Source organism: Streptomyces sp. NPDC001027 (assembly GCF_040299045.1).
In the GTDB taxonomy this organism is placed as follows: domain Bacteria; phylum Actinomycetota; class Actinomycetes; order Streptomycetales; family Streptomycetaceae; genus Streptomyces.
Genome location: NZ_JBEPBI010000010.1, coordinates 68,753 through 90,068, shown reverse-complemented (window position 1 = coordinate 90,068; position 21,316 = coordinate 68,753). Strand labels below are relative to the sequence as shown.

The 21,316-nt window shown below is 73.2% G+C and carries 23 protein-coding genes and 1 riboswitch; of the genes, 11 read left to right on the top strand and 12 right to left on the bottom strand.

Features of this window, described 5'->3' with window-relative positions; genetic code table 11:
* Positions 1-105: 105 nt before the first annotated feature.
* From ABT300_RS05820 to ABT300_RS05785, 8 genes are all read right to left on the bottom strand, one after another.
* The gene (locus ABT300_RS05820) at positions 106-1,707 is read right to left on the bottom strand and encodes an alpha/beta hydrolase (protein ID WP_351672520.1); all 1,602 of its coding nucleotides are present in this window, start codon (positions 1,705-1,707) and stop codon (positions 106-108) included.
* A 119-nt stretch (positions 1,708-1,826) separates the two neighbouring features.
* Positions 1,827-2,585 carry an urease accessory protein UreD gene (locus ABT300_RS05815; protein ID WP_351672518.1) on the bottom strand — a complete coding sequence of 253 codons (759 nt, stop codon included), beginning with the start codon at positions 2,583-2,585 and terminating at the stop codon, positions 1,827-1,829.
* 1 nt (position 2,586) lies between these two features.
* Positions 2,587-3,264 carry an urease accessory protein UreG gene (gene ureG, locus ABT300_RS05810; protein WP_351672516.1) on the bottom strand — a complete coding sequence of 226 codons (678 nt, stop codon included), beginning with the start codon at positions 3,262-3,264 and terminating at the stop codon, positions 2,587-2,589.
* Between the two features lie 156 nt (positions 3,265-3,420).
* Positions 3,421-4,095 carry an urease accessory protein UreF gene (locus ABT300_RS05805; protein ID WP_351672514.1) on the bottom strand — a complete coding sequence of 225 codons (675 nt, stop codon included), beginning with the start codon at positions 4,093-4,095 and terminating at the stop codon, positions 3,421-3,423.
* Between the two features lie 16 nt (positions 4,096-4,111).
* A complete protein-coding gene (locus ABT300_RS05800; RefSeq protein WP_351672512.1) occupies positions 4,112-5,833 on the bottom strand; it encodes an urease subunit alpha in 1,722 nt (573 codons plus the stop codon).
* Positions 5,826-6,137, bottom strand: coding sequence for an urease subunit beta (locus ABT300_RS05795; RefSeq protein WP_107445178.1), 312 nt, complete (start codon positions 6,135-6,137; stop codon positions 5,826-5,828). The genes ABT300_RS05800 and ABT300_RS05795 overlap by 8 nt, the downstream gene beginning before the upstream one ends.
* 14 nt (positions 6,138-6,151) lie before the next feature.
* Complete coding sequence (locus ABT300_RS05790) at positions 6,152-6,454, bottom strand: urease subunit gamma (RefSeq protein WP_057580927.1); 303 nt, start codon at positions 6,452-6,454, stop codon at positions 6,152-6,154.
* A gap of 131 nt (positions 6,455-6,585) precedes the next feature.
* The gene (locus ABT300_RS05785) at positions 6,586-7,215 is read right to left on the bottom strand and encodes a TetR/AcrR family transcriptional regulator (protein ID WP_351672509.1); all 630 of its coding nucleotides are present in this window, start codon (positions 7,213-7,215) and stop codon (positions 6,586-6,588) included.
* A gap of 130 nt (positions 7,216-7,345) precedes the next feature.
* Here ABT300_RS05785 and ABT300_RS05780 point away from each other — a divergent pair, with 130 nt between their 5' ends.
* Positions 7,346-8,338, top strand: a complete 993-nt coding sequence (locus tag ABT300_RS05780; RefSeq protein WP_351672534.1) for an ABC transporter permease — start codon at positions 7,346-7,348, stop codon at positions 8,336-8,338.
* A gap of 203 nt (positions 8,339-8,541) precedes the next feature.
* Here ABT300_RS05780 and ABT300_RS05775 read toward each other — a convergent pair whose 3' ends face one another.
* Entirely contained in the window at positions 8,542-8,820 is a 279-nt protein-coding gene (locus tag ABT300_RS05775; protein ID WP_351672507.1) for a type II toxin-antitoxin system Phd/YefM family antitoxin, read from the bottom strand.
* Between the two features lie 89 nt (positions 8,821-8,909).
* Between ABT300_RS05775 and ABT300_RS05770 the strand changes: the two genes are divergently transcribed.
* The 3 genes from ABT300_RS05770 to ABT300_RS05760 all read left to right on the top strand — a co-directional run bounded on the left by ABT300_RS05770 (position 8,910) and on the right by ABT300_RS05760 (position 10,920).
* Positions 8,910-9,545, top strand: coding sequence for an ATP-dependent Clp protease proteolytic subunit (locus ABT300_RS05770; protein WP_351672505.1), 636 nt, complete (start codon positions 8,910-8,912; stop codon positions 9,543-9,545).
* A gap of 7 nt (positions 9,546-9,552) precedes the next feature.
* The gene (locus ABT300_RS05765; protein WP_351672503.1) at positions 9,553-9,858 is read left to right on the top strand and encodes a hypothetical protein; all 306 of its coding nucleotides are present in this window, start codon (positions 9,553-9,555) and stop codon (positions 9,856-9,858) included.
* A gap of 414 nt (positions 9,859-10,272) precedes the next feature.
* Positions 10,273-10,443: riboswitch (cyclic di-AMP (ydaO/yuaA leader) on the top strand.
* Between the two features lie 3 nt (positions 10,444-10,446).
* A complete protein-coding gene (locus ABT300_RS05760) occupies positions 10,447-10,920 on the top strand; it encodes a C40 family peptidase (protein ID WP_319282046.1) in 474 nt (157 codons plus the stop codon).
* A gap of 116 nt (positions 10,921-11,036) precedes the next feature.
* Here the strand turns inward: ABT300_RS05760 and ABT300_RS05755 are convergent, their stop codons facing one another.
* A complete protein-coding gene (locus tag ABT300_RS05755; RefSeq protein ID WP_351672500.1) occupies positions 11,037-11,519 on the bottom strand; it encodes an ATP-binding protein in 483 nt (160 codons plus the stop codon).
* Between the two features lie 213 nt (positions 11,520-11,732).
* Here ABT300_RS05755 and ABT300_RS05750 point away from each other — a divergent pair, with 213 nt between their 5' ends.
* Positions 11,733-12,599, top strand: a complete 867-nt coding sequence (locus ABT300_RS05750) for a helix-turn-helix domain-containing protein (protein ID WP_351672498.1) — start codon at positions 11,733-11,735, stop codon at positions 12,597-12,599.
* Positions 12,600-12,608: 9 nt separating this feature from the next.
* A complete protein-coding gene (locus tag ABT300_RS05745) occupies positions 12,609-12,857 on the top strand; it encodes a DUF397 domain-containing protein (RefSeq protein WP_351672496.1) in 249 nt (82 codons plus the stop codon).
* A 54-nt stretch (positions 12,858-12,911) separates the two neighbouring features.
* Here ABT300_RS05745 and ABT300_RS05740 read toward each other — a convergent pair whose 3' ends face one another.
* Positions 12,912-14,039 (bottom strand): 8-amino-7-oxononanoate synthase, encoded by a 1,128-nt coding sequence (locus ABT300_RS05740; RefSeq protein ID WP_351672494.1) that lies wholly within the window; start codon positions 14,037-14,039, stop codon positions 12,912-12,914.
* Between the two features lie 148 nt (positions 14,040-14,187).
* On the opposite strand from ABT300_RS05740, the gene bioB reads away from it, so the two are divergent.
* From bioB to bioD, 3 genes are read left to right on the top strand one after another with little or no spacing between them, the layout of a single operon-like run.
* Positions 14,188-15,426: a biotin synthase BioB gene (gene bioB, locus ABT300_RS05735; RefSeq protein ID WP_351672492.1), complete on the top strand. Its 1,239-nt coding sequence runs from the start codon at positions 14,188-14,190 to the stop codon at positions 15,424-15,426.
* Positions 15,419-16,714 (top strand): adenosylmethionine--8-amino-7-oxononanoate transaminase, encoded by a 1,296-nt coding sequence (locus ABT300_RS05730; protein ID WP_351672490.1) that lies wholly within the window; start codon positions 15,419-15,421, stop codon positions 16,712-16,714. The genes bioB and ABT300_RS05730 overlap by 8 nt, the downstream gene beginning before the upstream one ends.
* Positions 16,715-16,716: 2 nt before the next feature.
* Positions 16,717-17,433, top strand: a complete 717-nt coding sequence (bioD, locus tag ABT300_RS05725) for a dethiobiotin synthase (RefSeq protein WP_351672532.1) — start codon at positions 16,717-16,719, stop codon at positions 17,431-17,433.
* Between the two features lie 35 nt (positions 17,434-17,468).
* Here the strand turns inward: bioD and ABT300_RS05720 are convergent, their stop codons facing one another.
* Complete coding sequence (locus ABT300_RS05720) at positions 17,469-19,709, bottom strand: helix-turn-helix transcriptional regulator (protein WP_351672530.1); 2,241 nt, start codon at positions 19,707-19,709, stop codon at positions 17,469-17,471.
* Positions 19,710-19,827: 118 nt separating this feature from the next.
* Between ABT300_RS05720 and ABT300_RS05715 the strand changes: the two genes are divergently transcribed.
* Both ABT300_RS05715 and ABT300_RS05710 read left to right on the top strand, forming a co-directional pair.
* Positions 19,828-20,511: an esterase/lipase family protein gene (locus ABT300_RS05715; protein WP_351672488.1), complete on the top strand. Its 684-nt coding sequence runs from the start codon at positions 19,828-19,830 to the stop codon at positions 20,509-20,511.
* A gap of 83 nt (positions 20,512-20,594) precedes the next feature.
* The gene (locus tag ABT300_RS05710; protein WP_351672486.1) at positions 20,595-21,281 is read left to right on the top strand and encodes a class I SAM-dependent methyltransferase; all 687 of its coding nucleotides are present in this window, start codon (positions 20,595-20,597) and stop codon (positions 21,279-21,281) included.
* Positions 21,282-21,316 lie beyond the last annotated feature (35 nt).

The following is a 21,316-nucleotide window of genomic DNA, read 5'->3' as shown; positions in this document are numbered from 1 at the left end:
GGCGGCCGGATCCCTCCGGCCGCCCCTCGTCGCCCCTCGGGGCGGGGTCCTACCGCTCGAGCGTCACCGCCCGAGTCCTACCGCTCGCGGCTTGCCGCTCGCGTCCTACGGCTTGGGCGTGGCGTGCGGCGCGCACGTCACGTCCGACCGGTCCAGCTTGCCGGTGAGGAGGTAGGCGTCGACCCGGCTGTTGATGCAGGTGTTCACCAGGCTGGTGACACCGTGGGAGCCCGCGCCCTTCTCGGTGATCAGGCGGGAGCCCTGGAAACGCTTGTGCAGCTCCACGGCGCCCTCGTACGGGGTGGCCGCGTCGTTCGTGGACTGCACGATCAGCACCTGCGGCAGGCCCTTGTGCGTGGTGACGTGCACCGGAGTCTGCTGCTTGACCGGCCAGGTGGCGCAGGGCAGGTTCATCCAGGCGTTGGCCCACGTCATGAACGGGTGGTTCTTGTGCAGCGCCGTGTTGTCGCGGTCCCACTTCTTCCAGCTGGTGGGCCACTTCGCGTCGGTGCACTCGACGGCCGTGTAGACGGCGTTGCCGTTCTCCGAGGAGATGTTGCCTGCGGTGTCCGTCAGGTCGGGAGAGGCCGCGTCGACGAGCGCCTTGACGTCCCCGGCGAAGTACGCGCTGAAGACGGTGGCGACCGGGACCCACGAGGAGTCGTAGTACGGGGCGCTCTGGAAGAAGGAGATCAGCTCGGCGGGGCCGACGACGCCGCCGATGGGGTTCTTCTTCGCGGTGGCGCGCAGCTCGAGCCACTTCGCCTGGACGGCGGCGCGGGTGGTGCCGAGGTGGAAGGTCGCGTCGTTGGCGGCGACCCAGTCCTGCCAGTCCTTCCAGCGGCCCTCGAAGGCGACGTCCTGGTCGAGGTTGGCCTCGTACCAGACCTTCTCGCGGGAGGGGTTGACCACGCTGTCGACGACCATGCGGCGCAGGTGGCCCGGGAACATCGTGCCGTACACGGCGCCGAGGTAGGTGCCGTAGGAGACGCCGAGGAAGTTGAGCTTGCGCTCGCCGAGGGCGGCGCGGATGACGTCCAGGTCGCGCACGGTGTTCGGCGTGGTCATCTGCTGGAGCATGGCCTTGCCGGTGCGCTCGGCGCAGCCCTGCGCGTACTCACGGGCGAGCTTGCGCTGGGCGTACTTGTCTGCCGTGGTGTCCGGCACCGGGTCGGCCTTGGGCGCCTTGACGAACTCCTGCGGGTCCATGCAGGAGATGGGCGCGGAGTGGCCCACGCCGCGCGGGTCGAAGCCGACGAAGTCGTAGGCCTTGGCCACGTTGGCCCAGACGGGCGCCTTGGTGACGACACGGCGGGGGAAGCGCAGGCCGGAGCCGCCGGGGCCGCCGGGGTTGTAGACGAGCGCGCCCTGGCGCTCCTGGGCCGTGCCCGTGTTGCCGATGCGGTCGACGGCGAGCTTGATCTGCTTGCCGTTCGGCTTGGCGTAGTCGACCGGAACGGTGACCCAACCGCACTTGATCGGCTTCTCCAGGCCCCAGTCGGCCGGGCAGTCCTGCCAGTCGATGCCGGCCTTCGCCGCGCGCTCGGCGGCGATCGCCGCGCCCCGCGCCTCACGGTCCTGTCCCGGACGGCTGCTGGTCGCGCTCGCCGTGGGCGCGCTGACGGCGCCGGCGAGCAGTGTCGCGGTGACGAGTATGCCCGCCGAGCCCAGCGCTGCGACGCGCTTGTTCGGTCGTATGTCCTTCAAGTGGGAACTCCCCCTACCTGGTTATGGCGGCAGGGTGGATCCTCGCTGCTGTGAGGCGTCTGAGAAAAGGTGTCGTTGACCTTCTTTGCCAATCCGATAACCGGAGAGGAAGGTACCGTTCACCGGATGCGCAGGTCGGCGAGGGCTTCGTCCAGTACGCGGCGCAGCTTCAGCGCGTCGGGCGCGAGGGCCGTGACGAGCGCGGCGGGGCCGGCCAACGGCATGACGCAGGCCTGTTCGCCGAACGTCCGGGCCGTCGCCGGCCGCTCCGCGAACTCCGGCCGGACGACGACGAGTTGTCCGACGGCGCGGTGTCCCGCGAGAACGGCGGGGCCGTCCCAGCCGCCGGGCGCGCCCGGGCCGCAGGCCAGTTCCTGATCGAGGACGGTCCGCCCGGCGACCTTCACGACCAGCCGGCTGGTCAACCGGCCCGGCTCCTCCCCCACCCGCCCGAGCACCTGTTCCTCGCGCAGCACCAGGCGGGCGTCGGCGCCGAGGTCGACCCGCGTGGAGACGTACAGGTCGCTGCCGCCGGCGGAGATCAACTGCTCGGGCAGCCAGTGCAGTTCGCCTCCGTCAGCGACGGTGAGCCGGACGTCGTAACGCGCCTCGTCCTTGGTCTGACCGGGCAGGGCGATGGTGGCGGCGGCCGAGCCGATCCGCAGCCGGGCCCCGGCGCCGACGTCCGCCTCGACGGCGAACCGGTCGCCCCCGAGGGGCCCGCTCATCGCCCCGACGAGCAGGACGCGCGCCTCGTCGCCGACGGCCCGGGTGCGCCGCAGGGCGAGCGGCCCGTCGCTTTCCAGCACGGGCAGGGAGGTGCCCCCTCGGCCGTCGGCGATCGCCCCGACGCGTGCGGTGGCGCACACTGCGCCCATGTCACGCCGCCCAGGCGGCGAGCCGCGAACGCACCCATGCGGCGACGTCGGTGACGCCGCCGTCGCCGCGCAGGGACTGGAAGACGACGGGCAGTTCGGCCCGTTGCGCCTTCGCGTCGGCGGCCATCCGGGCGAGGTCGGAGCCCACGTACGGCGCGAGGTCGGTCTTGTTGACGACGAGCAGGTCGGCGGTGGTGACGCCCGGGCCGCCCTTGCGCGGGATGTCGTCCCCGCCCGCCACGTCGATGACGAAGATCTGCGCGTCCACCAGCCCCTTGGAGAAGGTGGCGGTGAGGTTGTCCCCGCCCGACTCGACCAGGATGAGATCCAGCGGCCCCACGGCGTCCTCCAGGTCCTCCACGGCTTCGAGGTTGGCGGAGATGTCGTCCCGGATCGCGGTGTGCGGGCAGGCGCCCGTCTCGACGGCCGTGATCCGCTCGGGCGGGAGCACGGCCTCCCGCAGCAGGAACGCGGCGTCCTCACGGGTGTAGATGTCGTTGGTGACGACGGCCAGGGACAGTTCGTCCCGCAGCGCCCGGCACAGCGCCGCGACGGTGGCGGTCTTGCCGGACCCGACGGGCCCGCCGAGGCCGATGCGCAGCGCACGCCGCGAGCCGTCGGGCCGTCGGGCGTCGGCGCCGACGGCGGCGGGACCCTGGTGGATGTGGTCGAGATGCACAGCAGCTCCGATTCAGCCGGGCCGGGCATGACAGCCCGTCTGGGGGTGCCCCCTCTGGGGGAGTTCGAGGACGAGGCCCGTTCAGGGCCGAAGCGGGGTAACGGGGGCGGCAGCCCCCGAGATCGGGACGGGAAGGGGCGACGGGGGCGACACGCCTCAGGAGGCGAACAGCCGCACGGGCCAGGCCGCATGCACCTCCGCCCCGATCTCCAGCAGCGGAGCGGACGCGGAGGGCAGCACGTCGACGCCCTCCGTCCGCGCCGCCGTGCCGCAGGACACGGCCTGGTCGACCACCAGGTCCGACTCGGGCGCCAGCCGGGCCAGCACGGCGGTCGCCTGGAAGGGATCGAGGCTCAGCAGCCGCACGACGGCGGTGGCCGGTCCGCTCACGCTCTCGTAGACCGCGCAGTACGCGGCGTCCGCCGCCCCCAGACCGGCCGCCCGCGCCGTCAGCCCCAGCACCACCGGCTGATGTGCGCCCTTGGGGAACTCCCGTGCCAGCGCGTCCAGTTCGGCACTCGGCCAGGCGGACCGGGCGGCCCGCAGCAGCTGCCGGCCGAGTCTGCGCGCGGCCAGCCGCAGCGCCGGGGAGGGGGTGCGGGCGTCCGCGGCGGCGTCCAGCCGCGCGGGGTCCGCCCCGGCGGCCGCCGCCGCGGCCAGCGCCGCCGCCACGAGTCCGGCGGTGTGCAGCCGGCCCCGGCAGAACGCCTCGAGGCCTGCCGCGCCGGTGATGCGTCCCGCCTTGACGGCTTCCTCCGCCCCGCCGGAGTGCGCATGCCCTCCGGCGGGGAAGCGTCCGTCGGCGAGGACGAGCAGTGCCGCTCTGGTCACGGTGTCGTCCTCGGTCTCAGAACAGGAAATAGCGCTGTGCCATGGGCAGTTCGGCGGCCGGAGTCGCCTCGACGAGCTCCCCGTCGATGTGCACGGCGAAACTGTCGGGGTCGACCGCCACATGCGGCCGGGCGTCGTTCTCCCGCATGTCCGCCTTGGTGACACCGCGCGTGGAGTCGATGGCGACGAACTTCTTGCCCAGCTGCAGACGCTCGGGCAGTCCGTCCTCGATCGCGAGCGGCGCCACGAAGTTGAACGAGTTCGAGGCGGGCGCCCGGCCGATCGCGCCGTACATCGGACGCGGCAGGATCGGCTGGGGCGTCGGGATCGAGGCGTTGGCGTCGCCCATCTGGGCGTACGCGATCTGCCCGCCCTTGATGACGAGGTGCGGCTTGACGCCGAAGAACGCCGGCTCCCACAGCACCAGGTCGGCGAGCTTTCCGCTCTCGACGGACCCGATCTCGCGGGCCAGCCCCTGCGCGAGGGCCGGGTTGATCGTGTACTTGGCGATGTAGCGGCGGACGCGGCGGTTGTCCGCCCGCCCGTCCCCGGGCAGTGCGCCGCGCCGCCGCTTCATCACGTGCGCCGTCTGCCAGGTCCGCAGGATCACCTCGCCGACCCGGCCCATGGCCTGCGCGTCGGAGGAGATGATCGAGATCGCCCCGAGGTCGTGCAGGACGTCCTCGGCGCCGATGGTCGACGGCCGGATCCGCGACTCGGCGAACGCCAGGTCCTCCGGGACGGCCGGGTTGAGGTGGTGACACACCATCAGCATGTCGAGGTGTTCCTCGGCGGTGTTCACCGTGTACGGCCGCGTCGGGTTGGTCGAGCTCGGCAGCACGTGCGGCTCGGAGACGACGGTCATGATGTCGGGCGCGTGCCCGCCGCCCGCGCCCTCGGTGTGGTACGCGTGGATGCCGCGTCCGGCGATCGCGGCCAGCGTGTCGCCCACGAACCCGGCCTCGTTGAGCGTGTCCGTGTGGATCGCGACCTGGATCCCGGTGCGGTCGGCGACGGTCAGCGAGGCGTCGATGACGGCCGGGGTCGAGCCCCAGTCCTCGTGCAGCTTCAGCCCCAGCGCCCCGCCGCGGATCTGCGAGAGCATCGCGTCGTGCGAGACGGTGTTGCCCTTGCCGAGGAAGCCGATGTTCAGCGGGTACCGCTCCATCGCCTCCAGCATGCGCGCGAGATGCCACGGGCCGGGCGTCACGGTCGTCGCCTTGGATCCCTCGGCCGGTCCCGTGCCGCCGCCGACCAGCGTGGTGACGCCCGACGCGAGGGCCTCGTCGGCGATCTGCGGGCAGATGAAGTGGACGTGCGCGTCGACCGCGCCGGCCGTCAGGATCCGCCCGTTGCCGGCGATGACCTCCGTCTCCGGGCCGATGACCAGGTCCGGGTGGACGCCGTCCATCGTGTCGGGGTTGCCGGCCTTGCCGATGCCGGTGATCCGCCCGTCCCGGATGCCGACGTCGGCCTTCACCACGCCCCAGTGGTCGACGATGACCGCGCCCGTGACGACCGTGTCGGGCGTTCCCTCCGCGCGGGTGGCCCGCGACTGTCCCATGGACTCACGGATGACCTTGCCGCCGCCGAAGACCGCCTCGTCACCGGCGAGTCCGGGGCCGCCGCAGCGGTCCTCCTCGATCTCGATCAGCAGGTCGGTGTCGGCGAGCCGGATGCGGTCGCCGGTCGTCGGGCCGAACAGGTCGGCGTACGCGGCACGCGAGATCTCAGGCATCGAGAGCGCCTCCGGTCTCCCCGCGCAGTCCGGGCACGATCCGGTCGCCCGCCAGGGGGACGAGTTCGACCTCGACGGGGATCCCGGGCTCGAAGCGCACAGCCGTGCCGGCGGCGACGTTCAACCGCCTGCCGTGCGCGGCGGCGCGGTCGAACTCCAGCCCCGGGTTGGCCTCGGCGAAGTGGTAGTGGGAGCCGACCTGGACGGGCCGGTCCGCGGCGTTGAGCACGGTCAGCCGGGTCACCGCACGGCCCTCGTTGTACACGACCGGCTCCTCGGCGAAGAGGATCTCTCCGGGAATCATGGCGGCCTCCCCCGTCAGACGATCGGGTCGTGGACGGTGACGAGCTTGGTGCCGTCGGGGAACGTGGCCTCGACCTGGACGTCATGGATCATCTCGGGGATGCCCTCCATGACGTCGTCACGGGTGAGCAGCTTGCGGCCCGAGGACATGAGCTCGGCGACCGTACGACCGTCCCGCGCGCCCTCGAGGATGTGCGAGGTGATGAGGGCCACCGCCTCGGGGTGGTTGAGCTTGAGCCCGCGGGCCCGGCGCCTCTCGGCGACATCGGCCGCGACGTGGATCAGCAGCCTCTCCTGCTCGTGCGGGGTCAGTTGCACGTCCCACCTCACATCCTCGCTCCGGACCGTGCGGGGCCCGGTTGCCGCGGCCACGGGGGAATGCCCCTGGTGGCATGGATCGGCAGGCTAGTTGGAGAGCGTTTCGGGCAAGTTAACCCAGCTGTGATCGCTCAGGCCGGCGGCGGCGGGGGCGACACGCTCATCAACGCGCGCAGCCCGTCGCCGAGCACCTCGACGGGCGCGGGGCCGAACAGCGACTGCTGGACGACGAAACCCAGGACGGTGGCGATCAGCGTGCGGGCCACGTGGTCCGGGGGGACGTCGGACCGCATCATCCCCGCGGCCTGGTAGGCGGCGACGATCCGCGCCCAGGCCTCGCGCACGCCGCCGTAGCCCGCGCCCAGGACCTCCGACAGCTTGTCGTTGCGCAGCGTCTCCGCCCACACCTGGACGACCAGGCGGGGAAAGGCGGGACGGCCGTCGACGGTCAGGGACTCGCGGGCCGCGAGAGTCCGCCCGAGGACCGCGGCGACGAGCACGTGGGGCGGCGGGGGCGGGCTGTGCCGGGCCTCCTCCTCGAAGGCCTCGCGGACCTGGCCGAGGACCTCGCCGACGATGGCGGCGATGAGCTCCTCCTTGCCGCTGAAGTAGCGGTACACCGCCCCGGCCGACAGGTCGACCTCCTTCAGCACGTCCTGCATCGAGGTGGCGTGGAAGCCGTTGCGGGCGAAACAGACCGACGCGCCGTCGAGGATCTGACGGCGGCGGGCGTCCAGGTGGGCCTGGGAGACACGAGCCATGCCCCCAACGTAAAACGAACATTCATTCTTGACAAGCGGAGCGTCGCGCGGGACCGTGAGCTCGTAAAACGAACGATCCTTCTTTATGCGACTCCGTACCGTCACCGCCGAATCACCCCTGGGGGTATCCATGTCCGTCACCCGGCGTCTGATCGCCGTCGTCCTGCTCGTGCCCGCAGTCGCCGCCATGGCCCTGTGGGCCTTCGCCTGGCCCGCGGCCCGCACCGCCCCTCGCGACCTGCCGCTCGGCGTCGCCGGTCCGGCCGCTGCCACGGCCCAGCTGGAACAGCGGCTCGCCCGGCACGAGGGCGCCTTCGAGATACACCGTTATGCCGACGAGGCGGCGGCCCGTGACGCGATCGAGGACCGGACCGTATACGGCGCGGTCGTCGTCACCGCCGACGGGCCCGAACTGCTGACGGCGTCCGCCGCGAGCCCGGTCGTGGCACAACTGCTGCAGCGAGCCGTGACACAGCAGGCGACCGTCGACGGCGCCCGGGTGAGGACGGAGGACGTGGTTCCCGCCCCGTCGGCCGACCCGCGCGGCGCGGCCCTCACCGCGAGCGTGCTGCCCCTCGCTCTCGCGGGCATCATGGCCGGCGCCGCGGTCACCCTGCTCGGGCTGCGCGGGGTCCGGGCCGCGCTCGCACTGGCCGGCGCCGCCGTTCTCGTCGGCCTGGTCGCGGCCGCGCTGGCGCACAGCTGGCTCGGCGTGCTCACCGGCGACTGGTGGGCGGAGGCCTCAGTGTTCGCCCTGTCGACGCTGGCCGTGAGCGCCGCGGTGGCGGGTTGCGCCGCACTGCTCGGTCCCGCGGGCATCGGCGCCGGGGCGCTCGTGATGATGTTCCTGGGCAACCCGTTCTCAGGGGCCGGATCGGCACCGCAGATGCTGCCCGAGCCCGCCGGCGCGATCGGACAGTGGCTGCCGCCGGGCGCCGGCACGACCCTGCTGCGCTCGGCGGCGTTCTTCGACGGCGCCGCGGCGACCGGTCCGGCGCTCACGCTGTCCTGCTGGGCGGCCCTGGGTCTCGGAGCCGTCCTGCTGGGCACCCGGCTGCGGTCCCGGGCGGCACGCACGGACGCGACCTCCGCCGGGGAACGCGCGCCGGCGCTCGTCGGCTGAACGACGTCCCGGCCCGGCGCGGGACCGTCCGCGCCGCGGGCCCGCGCCGGGCGGCGCGGCCCGGGTCGGCGGCGCGACCGCCGGGCGGCACTTGCCGGCCGTGCGCCTCAGGGCGCACGGCCTTTCGTCTTTTTCGCCTTTTCGCGGACCCTTTCGCGGGTCCGGCCGCGGACCCTTTCGCGGGCCGTGCAGCGGGCCGGGGCCTACGACGGGCCAGGCCTCCGGTGCTCCGCGGCGATCCCGAACCTCTGCTGTTCGCGGGGAGCGGAGGCGACCTCGCGCACGGCGGACACGGAGCGGATCACCTGTTCCTCGGCAGGACGGTCCAGTTCGTCCAGTCGTTCCAGGTCGGCGGCGGAGACGAGGGCGATCAGGGGTTTGCCGTGCCGGGTCACGACGACGCGCTCACCGCCGTACACCACGCGGTTGATCAGGTCGGCGAGTTCAGCCCTGGCTTGCGTCACCGGAATCTCGTAGGCCATGGACCCATTCTAACGTCACGTACGTCCTGTACATTTCTTACAGACGCGCCAGACGCAAGAAGGCCAGACGTAGAAGGAGGGGGCATCCCATGCATCGACCGTTCGCCCGCCATGTCCTGCCCGAGTTCACCGAACGGACGAGCTCGGGGCGCCGCACGATGGATCCGTACTCCAAGCTGTTGGAGGAGCGGATCGTGTTCCTGGGGGCCCCGGTCGACGACATCTCGGCGAACGACGTGACGGCCCAGTTCATGTACCTCGAGCACAAGGACCCGGACCGGGACATCGCGCTGTACATCAACTCCCCCGGCGGCTCGTTCAGTGCGATGACGGCGCTGTACGACACGATCCGGTTCGTCACGTGCGACGTGTCGACGACCTGCCTGGGGCAGGCGGGCTCGTCGGCCGCGATCCTGCTGGCCGCGGGCACGCCGGGCAAGCGGTTCAGCCTCCCGGGGGCGCGGATGACGATCCGCCAGCCGTCGCTGCCCGAGCCGGTCGAGGGGCAGGCCAGCGACCTGGCCGTCCAGGCCGAGGAGCTGGCCCGCACCCGCGCGGCCCTGGAGGAGATGCTCGTGCGGCACACGGGGCGGACGCCGGAGCAGGTGACCGCGGACATCGAGCGGGACATGTTCCTCACCGCCCCGCAGGCGGTGGAGTACGGCCTGGTGGACGGGATCATCCCGAGCCGCAAGGCGTCGTCCCGGACGCAGGGCGGGAGGTGAGCCGGCGATGGTGCCCGAACTGCCGCCGCTGCCCGCGCTGACCCGCGCGGAGGCCGAACTGATCGACGGTTACCTCGACGTCGTCGACATGCTCGGCCGCATCAACCCCGCCCACCACACGGACACCTACCGCGGACTGCGCGCCGCCCAGGCGCTGGTGAGCAAGGCGACCGCGCTGCGCGACGCGCTGACGCTGATGCACCAGCGAGGGGAGAGCGAGTTGCACGCGCCGACGCTCGCACGGGCGCTGCGCGTGCTGGACGGAGAGCGCCGCACGGCGCGCGTCATGCTGCCGCCGGTCTCCGAGAGTTGACCGGAGACGGCTCAGGCGCGCGGACGACTCACAGCGCGGGCGGCTCGCGGCGCGGGCGGGCTCGCGGCGCGGCCGTGGCGTCCGGGCCGGAGTCGAAACGGCCCAGAAGGCGTACCCCCGTTCGGCAGAGCGTCTAGTGTTCCCCCGGACGCCCAGAACTTGCGCGAAAGGGCGCTCTTCGAGCGGAGCGGAAGACGTCGCCGCTGGTGGGAGCCCCTGAGACCACCCGCCATCTGATCACCCGTCAGGGTGTTCACCCGAACGGGTGAGTGGTGAGTAACCCCACAAATCCCCGGTTCCGTTGGGATTTTCGGACATCCGTGAGCCAAGATCCCTGTCTGACGACAAGCCCCCGCCACAAGCGGCGGGGCGGTCCGGGTGGACGCCGAGTCCTGCCGCCTCCCGGATGACCGGTCGACAGGAGTGCATCGGCAGGAGTGGAGGACCCAAGCACGACGGGTCGCCGGAACGGTCACGCCATGACCGGACCGAGCAGCCCTTGGGGTGAAGCCGCTGACGCGGCCGGGCAACTTCGCCAGCCCGAATCCGACAGGTCATCCTTCACAGGCGGCTGACGAAGGGTTGCGCATGACTGCGCTCAATCGTGTCCCGTCGCTCATGGCCCGGGCCGGCACGGCCTCGGCGTTCGCCATCGCCGCCGTCGGCGGCACGGTCGTGGTCCCGGGGCTCGCTCCGGACGCCGCGGCCGCCACACCGGCGACGAAGGCGCTGCAGGTCGCGGCTTCCAAGAAGGGTGCGCCGTACAAGTACGGGGCCACCGGGCCGAAGAGGTTCGACTGCTCGGGGCTCACGATGTACTCGTTCAAGAAGGCGGGCAAGAGCCTGCCGCGGACGGCGGCCCAGCAGTACAACAAGACGAAGCACATTTCGGCGTCCAGCCGCAAGGCGGGCGACCTGGTGTTCTTCCACTCGGGGTCGAACGTGTACCACGTCGGGATCTACGCGGGTAAGGGCAAGATCTGGCACTCGCCGAAGACCGGGGACGTGGTGAAGCTGCAGAAGATCTGGACCAAGAGCGTCTGGTACGGCCGGGTCCGCTAGGGCCCTGCCGCCGATCCGCCGGGTCCGAGGGGGCCTGGGCGCGGATCTGACGGGTCCGCCGAGCTTGCCGGACCCGACTGACCTCCCGGGGCCGTGTACGGCGTCCTGACACGCCTTCACCGCCCCGGGAGCTCGCCCTCCACCGGGACCGTCAGGACTCCGGCAGTCGGCTCCGCCGCCGGGACGGCCCACGGGAGCTCGACGCTGACCGTCTTGCCGCCCTCCCGGGTGGGCCGCACTCTGAGTCTGCCGCCGGCCTCCGCGGTCAGCCAGCGAATGATCACCATGCCTCGGCCGTTGTCCTGCTGGACGGCGGCCGGCAGTCGTTGCGGAAAGCGCGGATGACTGTCGGTGACGCCGATGCTCAGCTGTTCGTCGCGGTCGAGCACGAGGTCCACCGTGAAGGTGGGCGACTGGCCGAAGGTGTGCTGCACGGCGTTGGTGGCGAGTTCCGAGACGATCAGGCGGACGGTGTCGGCCGCCTCGGCGTCCGCCGGCAGGCCCCACTCGCCGAGGGCGCCGACCACGAAGGCGCGGGCCGTGGAGACCGAGGCGGGATCGCTCGGCAGAGTGATGGTTGCTTCCAGGTGATCTGCCATGGCGACGTCGTACCTTTCCCACGGGACCGGAGCCCGACACGGCGCGGATGGTTCGAGTACGGTCCCGGACTGGTGCTTCTTCGCCAGACTGCCATCACCACGCCGGTCACGGGTGGCGATCCACCAAGATGTGCATATATCTGTCGCCCGATGCGGTGAACTCTGCGACGACAGAGCGTATTTGCTCGGCCTGTCAGGAGTAAGGAGAAGCCCGTGCAGCACGGACCGGCGGTACGCCGCCGCAAGCTGGGCGCCGAACTGCGCACTTTACGCGCTCAGGCGGGCCTCACCAGCGGTGAGGCGGCCCGGCTCGCGGGGTGGCACCAGTCCAAGGTGAGCCGCATCGAGACCGGCACCAGTGGATCGAAACCGGCCGATGTGCGGTTACTCCTCGACGTCTACGGTGTGGCCGATCCGCAACTGCGCGAGCTGATGCTGGCGTTGGCGGGCGCCGACTCCGGCGGTGGCGGCGGCCGGGACCACTGGTGGCACGCCTACCGCGGGGTGCTGCCGCCCGCCTACCGGGACTTCATCAGCCTGGAGTCCCAGGCCAGCGCGATGCGCACCCTGGAGACGACCGTGGTGCCGGGCCTGCTGCAGACGCCCGAGTACGCGCGCGCCGTGACCCTGGCAGCCGTCGAGGGCCTCGACGACGAGCAACTCGACACCCTGGTGGAGGTGCGGCTGGCCCGCCAGGACGTACTGCGGGCGCAGCCGCCGCTGGAGCTGAGCGCGGTGCTCGACGAGTCGGTGCTGCGCCGCGAGGTGGGCGGCCCCGAGGTGATGGCACACCAGCTGCGACGGCTGGCGGAGGCCTCCCTGATGCCGCAAGTGAGCCTTCAGGTGCTGCCGTTCACCGCGGGTGCGCATATCGGGGTAACCGGCCCTTTCGTTATCTTTTCATTTTCGCGCACTTCTGATCTGGATGTGGTTGTTCTCGACCACTTGACGAGTAGCCTCTATCTCGAACGGAAAGAAGACCTCCAGGCCTATTCCCAGGCCTTCAACGCCCTTAGGGCGCAAGCCCTTTCGCCCGGGGAATCATCGGATTACCTCGCCGCTCTCGCCGGCGGCGCATAAGGAGGCACCATGTCCGCAGTACCGCGGAACGTACCTTCCCGTACCGGTCCCGACCGTCTCCCGCCGATGCGGTGGCTGCGCAGCAGCTACAGCACCGGAGCCAACAACTGCGTCGAGACCGCCCGGCCGGACCGCGGCCCCTGGGCCGGTCTGCTCGCCGTGCGCGACTCCAAGGACCCGGCCGGTCCCGCCCTGCTCTTCTCCCCCGAGAGCTGGACGGGCTTCACCGCCGCGCTCCGCCGACCCAGCCACACCTGACGACGCCGCGAGGCGCCCTCCGTCACAGGCGGCCCACGGCCCTGTCCCGCCGACTCACGGTCGTGTCTCGCCGATCACCCGCACGGCCCGTTCCACCTCGGCCCCGGAGAGGTCCGCACGGGCGGTGAGCCTCAGGCGTGAGATCCCGTCGGGCACGGAAGGAGGTCGGAAGCAGCCCACGGCCAGGCCTGCCGTCCGGCAGTCCGCCGCCCACTGCAGAGCCTCCTCCGGGGACGGGGCGCGCACCGAGACGACCGCGGCGTCGGGACGCACCGCTTCCAGGCCCGCGGCCGTCAGCCGGGCGTGCAGTTCGGCCGCCACCGCACGCGCGCGTGCCGCGCGCTCCGGCTCCCGGCGCAGCAGCCGCAGGGCAGCCAGCGCGGCGCCCGCCGCCGCCGGGGCCAGACCGGTGTCGAAGATGAACGTGCGGGCCGCGTTCACCAGGTGCTCGATCACCCGCGCGGGGCCCAGCACCGCGCCGCCCTGACTGCCGAGCGACTTGGACAGCGTGAGCGTCACGACGACGTCGTCGGCGCCCGCGAGACCGGTCGCGTGCGCGGTCCCCCGGCCGCCGTCCCCGAGCACGCCCAGTCCGTGGGCGTCGTCGACGACGAGTCCGGCGCCGTGCTCCCGGCAGGCGGCGGCGAGGCCGGCCAGCGGGGCCGCGTCGCCGTCGACCGAGAAGACCGCGTCGGAGACGGCCACGGCCGGGCCGTCGTGGGCGTCGAGCGCCTTGCGGACGGCCTCCGGGTCGGCGTGCCCGACGACCTGGACGGCGCCCCGGGCCAGCCGGCAGCCGTCGATGAGCGAGGCGTGGTTGCCCGCGTCGGAGACGATCAGCGAGCCGTGCGGGGCGAGCGCGGTGACGGCGGCGAGGTTGGCCGCGTAACCGGAGGAGAAGACCAGCGCCGCCTCGAAGCCGCAGAAGTCCGCCAGCTCCCGCTCCAGCTCGCCGTGCAGCTCGGTGGTGCCGGTGACGAGGCGGGAGCCGGTGGCGCCGCCGCCCCAGGTGCGGGCGGCGGCCGCGGCGCCCTCGACGACCTCGGGATGACGCGCCAGACCCAGGTAGTCGTTGCTCGCGAGGTCGAGCAGCGGCGAGTCGGCCGGACGCGGCCGCAGCGTCCGTACGAGTCCGGCCCGGCGGCGCAGCTCCGCCTGCTCGTCGATCCAGCCGAACGCCATGGGTCCTCCGGGGCTTTTGTAGGTAGCGGACAGACACTAGCGGCAGGGCCGCCCGCCCACGGTGTGGCAATACCCACACGTCGAACCGGGTGTGTTGTGTGATCCCTACCTTGGCCCGGAGCGGGTGCGTAGGACAGGATCGGCTCTCATGGACCTGCTGAACACGCTGGTGGACAAGGGGCTTCGGCGCGAGCTGCCGACCCGCGAGGAGGCTCTGGCCGTCCTCGCTGCTTCCGACGACGACGTGATGGACGTGGTGGCCGCGGCCGGGAAGGTGCGCCGGCACTGGTTCGGGCGACGGGTGAAGCTCAACTACCTCGTCAATCTCAAGTCGGGCCTGTGCCCCGAGGACTGTTCGTACTGCTCCCAGCGGCTGGGCTCGACGGCCGGCATTCTGAAGTACACCTGGCTCAAGCCCGACGAGGCCTCGCAGGCCGCCGCGGCCGGTCTCGCGGGGGGCGCCAAGCGGGTCTGCCTGGTGGCGTCCGGGCGCGGGCCGACGGACCGGGACGTCGACCGGGTCTCCGACACCATCAAGGCGATCAAGGAACAGAACGAGGGCGTCGAGGTGTGCGCCTGTCTGGGCCTGCTCTCCGACGGCCAGGCCGAGCGGCTGCGCGAGGCGGGCGCCGACGCCTACAACCACAACCTCAACACGTCGGAGTCGACGTACGGGGACATCACGACCACGCACACCTACGCCGACCGGGTGGACACCGTCGCCAAGGCGCACGCGGCGGGCCTGTCGGCCTGCTCGGGTCTGATCGCCGGCATGGGCGAGACGGACGAGGACCTGGTGGACGTCGTCTACTCGCTGCGCGAGCTGGACCCGGACTCGGTGCCGGTCAACTTCCTCATCCCGGTCGAGGGCACCCCGCTGGCGAAGGAGTGGAACCTCACCCCGCAGCGCTGTCTGCGGATCCTGGCCATGGTGCGGTTCGTCTGCCCGGACGTCGAGGTCCGCATCGCGGGCGGGCGCGAGGTCCATCTGCGCACGATGCAGCCGCTCGCGCTGCACCTGGCCAACTCGATCTTCCTCGGCGACTACCTCACGACCGAGGGCCAGGCGGGCAAGGCCGACCTGGAGATGATCGCGGACGCCGGCTTCGAGGTGGAGGGCGCGGACCAGGTCACGCTGCCCGACCACCGGGCGACGCGGGCCGGCGGCTGCGGGTCCCACGCGGGCGGCGGCTGCGGCTCCGAGGAGTCCGCGGGGTGCGGCTCGCACGAGGGCTCGGGATGCGGCTCGCACGAGGGCGGCGTCTGCGGGTCCGTCCCCGCGGCGGCGACCGTCCCCGCCGCCGTGGCGGCCGCCGGCGAGGCCCGCACCGACCTGGTCGCCGTGCGCCGCCGCGGAGCCGGCACCGATCTCGCGCCCAATGCCTGAGTCGTCCCCGTCCCCGCTCGCCGTGCCGGAGCTGCTGGAGCTCGACCGGCGGCATGTGTGGCACCCCTACGGTCCGATGCCCGGCCGGGCCGAACCGCTCGTCGTGGAGTCGGCGAGCGGGGTCCGGCTGCAGATGGCGGACGGCTCGGGCGAGCTGGTCGACGGCATGTCGTCCTGGTGGTCGGCGATCCACGGCTACAACCACCCCGTGCTCAACGACGCCGTGCGCGAGCAGCTGGGACGGATGAGCCACGTCATGTTCGGCGGGCTCACCCACGAGCCCGCCGTCCGGCTGGCGAAGCTGCTCGTCGACATGTCGCCCGAGGGCCTCGAGCACGTGTTCCTCGCCGACTCGGGCTCGGTGTCGGTCGAGGTCGCCGTGAAGATGTGCCTGCAGCACTGGCGTTCGCTGGGCCGTCCGGCGAAGCGGCGCCTGCTGACCTGGCGCGGCGGCTACCACGGCGACACCTGGCAGCCCATGTCCGTGTGCGACCCCGAGGGCGGGATGCACGACCTGTGGACCGGGGTGCTCCCCCGGCAGGTCTTCGTGGACGCGCCCCCGGCGGAGTACGACGAGGCGTACGCCGACCGGCTGCGCGCGGCCGTCGAACAGCACGCCGACGAGCTGGCCGCGGTCATCGTGGAGCCGGTGGTGCAGGGCGCGGGCGGGATGCGGTTCCACTCCCCCGGGTATCTGCGGGTGCTGCGCGAGGCGTGCGACGCGCACGACGTGCTGCTGGTGTTCGACGAGATCGCGACCGGTTTCGGCCGTACGGGCGCGCTGTTCGCGGCGGAGCACGCCGCGGTCACGCCGGATGTGATGTGCGTGGGCAAGGCGTTGACCGGCGGCTATCTGACGATGGCGGCGACGCTGTGCACCGCGCGGGTGGCCGACGGGATCTCGCGGGGCGAGGTGCCGGTGCTGGCGCACGGTCCGACGTTCATGGGCAACCCCCTCGCCGCGGCCGTGGCCTGCGCCTCGATCGAGCTGCTGCTCGGACAGGACTGGCTCTCGGAGGTGAAGCGGATCGAGTCGGGCCTGCGGGAGGGTCTCGCGCCGGCGTCGGGGCTCCCGGGCGTGCGCGACGTACGGGTTCTCGGCGCCATCGGGGTCGTCCAGCTCGACCACGAGGCAGACATGCGGGCGGCCACCGCGGCGGCCGTGCGCGAGGGCGTCTGGCTGCGGCCGTTCCGCGATCTCGTCTACACGATGCCGCCGTACGTCACGTCGGACGCGGACCTGGCACGGATCGCGCGTGCGGTGTGCGCCGCGGCGCGGGAGGGATGAGCATGCCGATCCTGGTGATCACGGGGACGGGCACGGAGGTCGGCAAGACGGTCACGACGGCGGCGGTGGCCGCTGCGGCGCTGGCGGCGGGCCGGTCGGTGGCCGTGCTCAAGGCGGCGCAGACCGGTGTGGGGCCCGACGAGCCGGGGGACGCCGAAGAGGTCGCGCGGCTGGCGGGGACGCTCACCGCGGTCGAAGTCGCCCGCTTCCCTGAGCCGTTGGCGCCCGCGACGGCGGCGCGGCGGGCGGGTCTGACGCCCGTGCGCCCGAACGACGTGGCGGAGGCGGCACGGAAACTGGCGGCGGCGCACGACCTGGTGCTCGTCGAGGGGGCGGGCGGGCTGCTCGTGCGGTTCGACGAGGCGGCCGGCACGCTGGCCGACGCCGCTCGGCTGCTGCGCGCGCCGGTGCTGCTGGTGTCCTCGGCGGGCCTCGGCACGCTGAACACGACGGAGCTGACGGCTCGTGAACTGCGGGCGCGTGAGCTGGAGTTGCTGGGCGTGGTCATCGGCGACTGGCCGGACTCCCCCGATCTGGCGATGCGGTGCAACGTCACCGACCTGCCGGACGTCGCCGGGGCCCCGCTGCTGGGGGCGCTGCCGACGGGCGCGGGGGCGCTGGCGCCCTCCGACTTCCGCGCGGCGGCCCCCGGTTGGCTGGCTCCGCGGCTCGACGGGACATGGGACGCCGACGCCTTCCGGGTGAGGTCCGCGGACTGAGCAGGGCCCGCGGGGCGTCGCTGACCGGTGGGTCTTCACGGGCTCGAGGAGCGGACGTCGCCCGGGACGTCCCGCTCCCGCGGCGACCCGGACGGCGTCTCCGTCCCCTGGGCGTCGGCCTGGGCGATCAGCCGGACGAGTTCGATGCGGGAGCGGATGCCCAGCCGGTTGAAGACGCCGCGCAGATGGTGGTCGATCGTGCGATGGCTGAGCGCGAGACGGACGGCGATCTCCCGGTTCGTCGCGCCCTCGGCGGCCATCCGGGCGATCAGGAACTGCTGGGCCGTCAGCAGGACGGCCGGGCTGTCCGCCCCGCGGGCCGGCGTCGCCGGAGCGCCGAGGGCGCGGAGTTCGGCACGGGCCGCTTCGGCGCAGTGCGGGGCGCCGAAGGACTCGAACGCCTCCCTGGCGCTGTGCAGCCGGTCGCGGGCCTCCGCACGGTGACGGAGCCGGCGCAGCGCGCTGCCGAACAGCAGCTCCGTGCGGGCGTGTTCGAAGGGGCGGGCGCCCTCGGCGTGCAGCTCGAGCGCGGCGCGGTAGTGCCCCAGGGCGTCGGCGCCGGGGGTCAGCAGGGCGCGGCAGCGGGCGCTGAGGGCCAGCTCGTCGGCGCTGTGGACGGCACGGGCCCAGCGGTCGTAGTCGGCGTGCGCGGCCCGGGCGACGCGCGTCTCGCCGGTGCGCACGGCGGCCTCGACGTAGTGCGGGGCGGCCGAGTGGCGCACGGCGCGGTGGCCGTGTCCGGCTCCGCGGGCGGCGAGGGCGCGCAGCCGGGCCGCGGCGGGTCCGTAGCGTCCGGTGCACAGGTCGAGGAAGGCGAGCGCCCACTGGGCGAGCGCGGCGGGCAGGCCCAGACCGTGGGCGAGGGCGTGGGACCGGGCCGCGGCGGCGCGCACGCGGCACAGGTCGCCGTCGCCGGTGAGCGCGGCGAACATGGCGAGGGCGGCCTGCAGATGACAGGCGCCGTTGTCCTGTCCGGCGGCCTGCGCCTGCCGTAGCGCGTCCAGCGCGGCGGTTTCGGCGGCGCGCGGCCGGCCGGTCCAGAAGTCGGCGTGGGCGCGGAACTCCAGTGCCTGCGGGACGAGTGCGGTGAGTCCGCGGGTGCGGGCCGCGGCAGCCGCGCGGACGGTGGCGGTCGCGGCCCGGCGGTGGTCGCCGAGCATCAGGGCGGCGACGCCGGCGTGCAGCAGGTCGGTGGGGTCGCCGCCGGGGCCGCAGCTGCCCGCGGTCGCCTCCAGCAGGTCACGGGCGTCCTCGTAGCGTCCGTCGACGGCGGCGGCGATCCCGCCCAGCGCCCCCGGGGGCGCGACGCCCAGCTGCCGTGCCGCCGCCACCGCTTCCCGGCAGCGCCGCAGATCGCCGGTGTGGACGGCGGCCTCGGTGGCGCGGGCCAGCAGGGGCGCCGGGTCGGCGCAGGCCGCGGCGCCCGTCAGCAGCGCGTCGAACGCCTCGGCGGCGTGGCCGGCGCGCAGGGCGATGACGCCGGTCAGGGCGCCGGCGTCGGTGCGGGCGGCCAGGGCGCGGGAGCGGTCCGCGTCGCCGGCGTTCCAGGCGTCCGCCGCGGCGTGGGCGAGCAGACGGGAGCGTTCCCGGGCGTCGGGGCACAGGACTGCGGCGCGTTCCGCGAGGACGGCGGCCAGGGCCGGGTCGGCGTCGGCTCGGGCCCGGTGCGCCGCGGCGGCCAGCTCCGCGGCGAGCCGTGCGGAGGGGCCGAGCGCGGCCGCGCCCCGGTGCCAGGAGCGCCGGGGCAGTTCGGCGGCGTCGTGCAGGACGCGGGCCAGCAGCCGGTGGACGTCGCGGCGGTCGGCCGGTGCGGCCGTCTCGTAGGCGGCGATCCTGGTCCAGGCGTCGCGGAAGCCGACGCCGCCCGCCGTGGCACAGGCCAGGCCGGCCGTCTCGGCCGCCTCCAGCGGCCGGGTGTCGAGCCGGGCCGCGGCGACGGCGCGCAGGAAGGCGTGGGTGGCCACCGGGTACTGGTCGGCGGCGGCCAGCAGGAGCAGCAGCCGGGTGTCCTCGGGCAGCGCGCGGACCTCCCGGCGGTGTGCGCGCAGGACGTCCGGGGCCAGCTCCGCCGGGTCGGTGGGCAGCGGGTCGAGGCCGGCCGCCTGGCGTTCGGTGAGCCGGGCGGCGAGTTCGACGGCGGCGCGCGGGTCGCCGTGCACGAGGCGCAGGGCGCGCGCCCGGACGCCTTCGGGCAGCGCGGCGACCGGGCGCGGACCCGCGTCCGGCGGCCTCGGTGGCGAAGTGCGGTTCAGAGGTGGGGGGTTCACCGGAGTCACCACCCATATGACGTTACTGGCGGGTTACTTGAACCGTAAAGACCGGCGATATCACCGATGCGGCGCGCGTAGACCCGGCCGGACACTCCTGGCAACCCCACCCGTTTCAGGAGGCATCATGCAGCGCCGCAAGCGTCGCATCGCCGCGGTCCTCTCGGCCGCGGCCACTTCGCTCCTTCTGTCACTGTCCCTCTCCCCCACCGCCCACGCGGCGACCCACGACCCGATCGTCTTCGTGCACGGCATCAGCAGCTCGTCGAGCAGCTGGGACGACTGGGTCGCCTTCTTCAAGGCCGACGGCTACACGGCCGCCGAGCTCGACGCGTGGACGTACAGCTGGTCCCAGTCGAACGCCACCACGGCCGCGCAGCTGGCCACGGAGATCAAGAACGTGCGTGCGAGGACCGGCGCGAGCAAGGTCGACGTGGTCGTCCACTCCATGGGGGCGCTCAGTTCCCGCTACTACCTGAAGAACCTCGGCGGGACCGCCTACGTGGACGACTTCGTGTCGGTGGCCGGCACCAACCACGGCACGTCGCTCGCCGGGTGGTGCAGCTGGCTGTACACGTCGTGCGCCGAGATGGTCACCGGCAGCTCGTTCGTGACCGCCCTCAACTCCGGCGACGAGACGCCGGGCAGCGTCAACTACGCCGCCTACTGGTCGAACTGCGACGCGGCCGTGGACCCGGACTCCTCGGCGCTGCTGAGCGGGGCGACCAACGTGGGCGTCGGCTGCATCTCGCACGACGACATGAACAACGACCACGGTGTCTACGCACAGGTACGCGCCTTCGTCCAGTGACCGGCGCGGGCGGCACGGCGGGGGTGGGGCGGGCCGGCACGGGGAAGGATCCGGGTAGGCCCGTCCTGCCCCGGGAGGTCGCCATGCCGACACGGTCCACGGGTTCCGGCAAGGTGTCCGGTGACCTCGTCCACCATCCGCTGTTCGCCCGCTGGTATCCCGCGGTCAGCACGGCCGCGGAGGCCGGCGGCGGTCTGGCGGCGGCGCGTGAGCGGCTGCTGTCCGGGCTGTCCGGCCGGGTCGTCGAGATCGGCGCGGGGAACGGGCTGAACTTCGCCCACTACCCGCGCACGGTCGCGGAGGTCGTCGCGATCGAGCCGGAACGCCGTATGCGCACCCTGGCACTGGAGCAGGCCCTGCGCGCCGGTATGCCCGTCGACGTGGTCCCGGGCGTCGCGGAGGCGCTGCCCGTCAAGAGCGAGGCGTTCGACGCGGCGGTGGTGTCACTGGTGCTGTGCAGCGTGCGGGACGTGCCGCGGGCGCTGGCCGAGCTGCGGCGCGTGCTGCGGCCCGGCGGCGAGGTGCGGTTCCTCGAGCACGGGCCGGGCGGCGGCCCGGTCATGCGCTTCACGCAGTACGCGCTGGACCGGACCGTGTGGCCGCATCTGGCGGGCGGCTGCCGTCTCACCCGGGACACGGTCGGCGCGCTGCGCGAGGGCGGCTTCGCTCTCGGCCCCTACCGGCGCGTGCGGCTGCCGGAGAACGGGCCGCGGCTGCCGTTCTCCTACTGTGTGACGGGGACCGCCTGGCGGCCGGGAGCGCCGGACTGACGCCGCGCCCGCCCGATCGCGCCGGTCTCGGGCCG

Bases quoted from the DNA above. Each gene is read 5' to 3' on its own strand.
- ABT300_RS05815 (WP_351672518.1), bottom strand. From the start codon at position 2,585: ATGGGCGCAGTGTGCGCCACCGCACGCGTCGGGGCGATCGCCGACGGC.
- ABT300_RS05800 (WP_351672512.1), bottom strand. From the start codon at position 5,833: ATGCCTGAGATCTCGCGTGCCGCGTACGCCGACCTGTTCGGCCCGACG.
- ABT300_RS05795 (WP_107445178.1), bottom strand. From the start codon at position 6,137: ATGATTCCCGGAGAGATCCTCTTCGCCGAGGAGCCGGTCGTGTACAAC.
- ABT300_RS05785 (WP_351672509.1), bottom strand. From the start codon at position 7,215: ATGGCTCGTGTCTCCCAGGCCCACCTGGACGCCCGCCGCCGTCAGATC.
- ABT300_RS05780 (WP_351672534.1), top strand. From the start codon at position 7,346: ATGTCCGTCACCCGGCGTCTGATCGCCGTCGTCCTGCTCGTGCCCGCA.
- ABT300_RS05775 (WP_351672507.1), bottom strand. From the start codon at position 8,820: ATGGCCTACGAGATTCCGGTGACGCAAGCCAGGGCTGAACTCGCCGAC.
- ABT300_RS05770 (WP_351672505.1), top strand. From the start codon at position 8,910: ATGCATCGACCGTTCGCCCGCCATGTCCTGCCCGAGTTCACCGAACGG.
- ABT300_RS05765 (WP_351672503.1), top strand. From the start codon at position 9,553: ATGGTGCCCGAACTGCCGCCGCTGCCCGCGCTGACCCGCGCGGAGGCC.
- ABT300_RS05760 (WP_319282046.1), top strand. From the start codon at position 10,447: ATGACTGCGCTCAATCGTGTCCCGTCGCTCATGGCCCGGGCCGGCACG.
- ABT300_RS05755 (WP_351672500.1), bottom strand. From the start codon at position 11,519: ATGGCAGATCACCTGGAAGCAACCATCACTCTGCCGAGCGATCCCGCC.
- ABT300_RS05745 (WP_351672496.1), top strand. From the start codon at position 12,609: ATGTCCGCAGTACCGCGGAACGTACCTTCCCGTACCGGTCCCGACCGT.
- ABT300_RS05740 (WP_351672494.1), bottom strand. From the start codon at position 14,039: ATGGCGTTCGGCTGGATCGACGAGCAGGCGGAGCTGCGCCGCCGGGCC.
- bioB (WP_351672492.1), top strand. From the start codon at position 14,188: ATGGACCTGCTGAACACGCTGGTGGACAAGGGGCTTCGGCGCGAGCTG.
- ABT300_RS05730 (WP_351672490.1), top strand. From the start codon at position 15,419: ATGCCTGAGTCGTCCCCGTCCCCGCTCGCCGTGCCGGAGCTGCTGGAG.
- bioD (WP_351672532.1), top strand. From the start codon at position 16,717: ATGCCGATCCTGGTGATCACGGGGACGGGCACGGAGGTCGGCAAGACG.
- ABT300_RS05715 (WP_351672488.1), top strand. From the start codon at position 19,828: ATGCAGCGCCGCAAGCGTCGCATCGCCGCGGTCCTCTCGGCCGCGGCC.
- ABT300_RS05710 (WP_351672486.1), top strand. From the start codon at position 20,595: ATGCCGACACGGTCCACGGGTTCCGGCAAGGTGTCCGGTGACCTCGTC.